At 58.6% G+C, this 4,663-nt stretch carries 5 protein-coding genes; 1 reads left to right on the plus strand and 4 read right to left on the minus strand.

Features of this window, described 5'->3' with window-relative positions:
* The 3 genes from CXY80_RS00425 to CXY80_RS00435 all read right to left on the minus strand — a co-directional run.
* Positions 1 to 1,421, minus strand: a 1,421-nt coding sequence (locus tag CXY80_RS00425) for a molybdopterin-dependent oxidoreductase (protein WP_158251498.1), incomplete at its 3' end; no start/stop codon positions are given.
* A gap of 771 nt (positions 1,422 to 2,192) precedes the next feature.
* The gene (locus CXY80_RS00430; RefSeq protein WP_199182189.1) at positions 2,193 to 2,369 is read right to left on the minus strand and encodes a hypothetical protein; all 177 of its coding nucleotides are present in this window, start codon (positions 2,367 to 2,369) and stop codon (positions 2,193 to 2,195) included.
* Positions 2,370 to 2,452: 83 nt separating this feature from the next.
* A complete protein-coding gene (locus CXY80_RS00435) occupies positions 2,453 to 2,740 on the minus strand; it encodes an HU family DNA-binding protein (RefSeq protein ID WP_104131168.1) in 288 nt (95 codons plus the stop codon).
* Between the two features lie 342 nt (positions 2,741 to 3,082).
* On the opposite strand from CXY80_RS00435, the gene CXY80_RS00440 reads away from it, so the two are divergent.
* Positions 3,083 to 3,949 (plus strand): DNA/RNA non-specific endonuclease, encoded by an 867-nt coding sequence (locus tag CXY80_RS00440; RefSeq protein ID WP_104131169.1) that lies wholly within the window; start codon positions 3,083 to 3,085, stop codon positions 3,947 to 3,949.
* Positions 3,950 to 3,975: 26 nt separating this feature from the next.
* Here the strand turns inward: CXY80_RS00440 and CXY80_RS00445 are convergent, their stop codons facing one another.
* Positions 3,976 to 4,536 carry a recombinase family protein gene (locus CXY80_RS00445; RefSeq protein ID WP_104131170.1) on the minus strand — a complete coding sequence of 187 codons (561 nt, stop codon included), beginning with the start codon at positions 4,534 to 4,536 and terminating at the stop codon, positions 3,976 to 3,978.
* Between the last annotated feature and the right edge of the window lie 127 nt (positions 4,537 to 4,663).

A 4,663-nucleotide genomic window follows, 5' to 3' on the forward strand; every position in this document is an offset into this window, starting at 1 on the left:
GCTGTTTCGGTGAGATAGAGGTCCTGCACGACGAGGAAAACGCTCTCTTGGCTGAGGATGGCGCGGATACGTTCCAATTGCGGCATCGAAACCGCCGGGTTCGTCGCCGAGATCCAGAGAAACTCGATGCTGCCTTGCTCGACAGAGCGAAAGATCTGCATCGCATGGGTTGCGGGAGTCTTGTGCGGAATGACTGAAATATCAACGTCCCACAGTGTCGCGAGCTCGCTGACGTGCTCCAAATTCTCCCAGTTGCGGAATCCGGGAAGGTCTCCGCTGGCCCCGCACTCCCGGTTGTTCTGCGCGGTGGGCTGGCCGTTCATCTGCAGCACCCCATTTCCTGGCGCGCCGAGTTTTCCTCGTAGCAAGTGCATATTGTTCACCTGACACGATGCCGCAGTCGCCTGCGCCGACTGGTAAAAGCCCTGCAAAACGGTGGAGAGCACCCGAGCGCTCGTGCCGAAAATTCGTGCAGCTTCTCGCACATCATCAGCCGAGACACCGCAAATCTCAGCTACTGCCTCTGGCGTCCATGGCTCCACCACGGCCCGCAATGTGTCGACTCCAATGGTGTGCGCCGCAATGTAGGCCTCATCAATCCATCCGTTCACGAACAGTTCCCGGATCAGACCATTCATCAGCGCCTGGTTCGTCCCTGGACGCACCGCAAGGTGCACATCCGCGACCCGCGCCACCTCAGTCTCACGCGGGTCGATACAAACAATACGTGGCCGGTCGGGCCCGGCGATCCGATCGAGCACCCTCGCCCACAGCACCGTCTGCGTCTCAGCCATGTTGTGCCCGTACAGGAACATCGCATCACACTCGTCGATGTCGGCGTAGCTACCAGGCTGGCCATCCGAACCAAAGCTCTCCTTCATCGCCGCAGCCGCGGTCGCCGTGCACAACCGGGTGCTGCCATCCATATGCGGAGTACCGATGCCGGCCTTACCAAGAATCGCCAGCGCGTAGTACTCCTCGAGAAACAATTGGCCGCTGGTATAGAACGCGTGACTCAGCGGACCCTTGTCCGCCACAAGCTGCCTACTTCGCTCAACGATCCGGGACATCGCCGTGTCCCAGTCAGTCTCAACCAACTCGCCACCGACCCGGATGAGAGGACGAGTCAGCCGGTCACCGTTCGACATACCCTGCCAACTGCCGAAAAGGCCCTTCGGCCCAAGTCGCCCACGATTGACGGTGTCGATGGCCCGACCCCGCACTCCGACCATCCGCCCGTCTTTCACCGCAATATCGCACGCACAGCCATTGCTGCACAACGTACAAGCCGACTGCACCCAACGATCAACGTCGTCCTCACCAAGACCATCAGCCAACTTCTGATCAACACGCACCGGCCACTTCTCGCCTCGGGCAAAGGGCGTCCTCGTACCCCAGATGTCGCCGATCCTATCCACCATGACAATGCCCTCTTCCACTTTGACTTGTAGTCTGCACCCGCGAGCGATCCAGATCAAAGTCACGACAGACTCCATCTAAAGTCCAACACCTCGTACCCACGGGATCTGCCTGTTCGCTTTTCCACGACGCGGGGCTTGCCCAGCCGGCATCCAGCCCACCCCCTTACCGTGAATAGTGGAAGCCCCCCCCACTCCACACGGATTGGCCCCGACAAATTCCTCACCTCCCCCGGTGCAGCGATGCCGGGGCTTTTTCGTGGCTATCACTGAACTCGTCGAAGGCTCTTCACCACTCGGGATCACGCGCACATGCCCCGCTCCCCTGCAATCAAACCAGCCCAGCTCAAGTCCCGGACACGACCCGTTCAATTCGTCTTTATGATGGTGTTATCAGTGGCGTCGGATAGTCTGCGAGCGAGGGCCCACCGCTAACGCAGTGGGCCCTCGCCATTTCAGTTACCGGCCAAGCCGCCACACGTAAGGTCGGGACGATACTGGGACACCGCTCCCAGCATTCGCCCTGGTCACTGTTGTCGGTAGTGGTTCAAACTCGTTCAGCGTCTTCTCACCCGATCACGCCCGCCCATCTGTCCGTCCGTCCGTCCTGGCTGACGTAGCAATATCCGCCCATTTGGTGCGCTGGCTGTCGGAGACGTACCGGTTTGGACCGTCGGCAAGGAAGATGACTGGTACAGCCGGAAGCCGCCGCACGAGACGGCCACCAGCCAGTGTCGACTGCCGCGAATGAGCAAGACACGACCACATGCAGATCTAGAAGATAACAACAGGCTTGAACGTCACGCCGCTCTCACTATCAGCGAAGGTCTCATTGATATCAGCGAAGTCATACTTCTTGACACATTTGTCAAACGGGAACACGCCAGCCTCGTAAAGCGAGATCAGCCGCGGGAAGAAAATTTGCGGCACGGAGTCACCCTCGATCACCATGCTGATCTTCAGCCCGCTCAGCAGCAGACTGCCAATTCATCGGTGCCTCGGTCAGCGCCTTGGTCAGCGCCACAAGCGGAACCTTACTTGGCGGCAGTCTTAAGCCTGCTTCCGGCAGTAAGCCTGACGCGGTGACCCGCGGCGATCGCGATCTCTTCACCCGTCTGCGGATTGCGACCGATACGCGCCGCAGTTGCAATGCGCTCAACCCCGAGCCATCCCAGAATAGTGACCTTGCTATCGTTCTTCACGGCCTCAGCAAGGGTCTCAAAGAACGTGTTCAAAATGCCATCAACTGCAGCCTGACTCTGTCCCGAATCGGCTGCAACCTTCGCAACAAGCTCAGTCTTGTTCAACGAATTATCAGTCATTGAGTGTCCTCCTCGGACCGTTACTGGTAAAAAGCCGGGAATTCACATAAAGCGGGCGACACTTCCAAAAAACCAGTCCAGTCGTCGGTGGGACCGATTTGAATCTAACAGAGTGTGGCATTCGGATTCATGGCAAGGTTTCTTCCACGCAACATAGCAACGTTGATGATCGGTCCACTGACACCGGCGCGTTCCACGAAAAGAAGAACAATCCGCTCGAGGTTGCAGCGCGGCGTGTCAGAGGGCGGTTTCACATGGTGAAAGCAACACGGAATTCTCCTATCAATACCGCCATCGAAATCCGCCAGCCTAACTGTCGGCTCTGGCTGCTTGACTATCACCATGGATGCCGCATCATTTCCTCCTGCTGGATACAACGCCGAATTCCTCCAGATTCCTCTGCCACTCCCGCCTCCTCTTTCGGGAACCCTGATTCGTGAACTGCTCTACACACATTTCACCGTGCTCTTAGACCCTGCGCGGCGCCTCGCGATCGCGACCGGCGTCAACATCGACGGGGACCAGCTCGCTACCGTTGACCGAGGCGACGACTGGCACCTCGACTCGCGTATTCCGCTCTATGAACAGGCCGGGGAGGGCGTCTACGCCAGAAACGACCTCGACCGCGGGCACCTCGTCCGACGCCAAGACCCGGTCTGGGGCGACGAGGCGACAGCCAGGCGAGCGAATTACGATACCTTCGCCTATACCAACGCCGCCCCGCAAGTCGCAGCCTTTAACCAATCGAAACAACTCTGGCTCGGCCTCGAGGACCACGTCCTCACCTACGCACGCACCAACGGAAACCGCATCAGCGTCTTCACCGCCCCCGTGCTCTCAGCCCAGGATCCGACATACCGCGGCGTGAAAATCCCACAAGCGTTTTGGAAGATCGCAGCATGGACAACGACCACGGAAGACTCCACCGTTCTGCACGCTGCCGGATTCGTCCTCGACCAAAGCCCACAATTAGAAAACATCGACCTCGACACGGTCCGCGCTCCAGCCCGCATCGACAGCACTCCCCCGCCGCTCGGACCGTATCGCACCTACCAAGTACATATCGTTGACATCGTCGACCTCACCGGGCTCAACCTAGCCGCCCTATCCGAAGCAGACGTCTATACCCCGGCCCCCGCTATCCGAGAAGACACCGACCGTCGAACGCGCTGGGTCGAACTGATCGCCACCGCAAGCATCCACCTATAAACCACACCAGATCATTTACAGCCAGCTCAAACCTTCGCGCGGAGGTAGACGTAGACGGTTTCGCGGCTGATCCCAAACTCTCGAGCAAGCACAGACTTCGGCACGCCCGCGGCAGCCTTCTCGCGCAGCTCGGCCGCGCGGGCTATGTCGAGCGATGGGGTGCGGCCACGGTAGACGCCACGCCTCTTCGCCAAGGCAATACCCTCACGTTGACGTTCACGAATCAAAGACCGCTCAAACTCAGCAAAGGCCCCCATGACACTCAAAAGCAGGTTCGCCATTGCATTGTCGTCGCCCGTGAAGGAGAGCTGCTCTTTCACGAACTCAACTCGGACCTTCTTCGCGGTAAGCCGGCGCACGATCAAGCGAAGGTCATCCAGGTTGCGGGCCAACCGGTCCATGGAATGCACGAGAACGGTATCGCCCTCTCGGACGAACTTGATCATCTCTTCTAGCTCGGGCCGATTCTGATCCTTCCCCGACGCCTTATCTTCAAACACCCGATCAACCTCGACGCCAGCAAGCTGACGGACAGTGTTCTGATCGAGAGTACTCACTCGCACATATCCAACTCGCTGACCCGTCATGAAGCTCCTCCACCTTTTTTGTCAAGTTGAAGTCTAAGACACCGTTAGGAGAGGTGTCCGCCAATCAGATTGTGACCCTATCCTGACAATATTCGATAAGAGTATCTGACGCCTAGTTGGGGTACAC

It is taken from the genome of Cryobacterium sp. M91 (assembly GCF_002929615.1).
GTDB classification, from domain to species: Bacteria; Actinomycetota; Actinomycetes; order Actinomycetales; family Microbacteriaceae; genus Cryobacterium; species Cryobacterium levicorallinum.

What these genes read in the sequence shown, in the direction of transcription:
- CXY80_RS00430 (WP_199182189.1), bottom strand. Translation starts at nt 2,369, where the DNA reads ATGGTGATCGAGGGTGACTCCGTGCCGCAAATTTTCTTCCCGCGGCTG.
- CXY80_RS00435 (WP_104131168.1), bottom strand. Translation starts at nt 2,740, where the DNA reads ATGACTGATAATTCGTTGAACAAGACTGAGCTTGTTGCGAAGGTTGCA.
- CXY80_RS00440 (WP_104131169.1), top strand. Translation starts at nt 3,083, where the DNA reads ATGGATGCCGCATCATTTCCTCCTGCTGGATACAACGCCGAATTCCTC.
- CXY80_RS00445 (WP_104131170.1), bottom strand. Translation starts at nt 4,536, where the DNA reads ATGACGGGTCAGCGAGTTGGATATGTGCGAGTGAGTACTCTCGATCAG.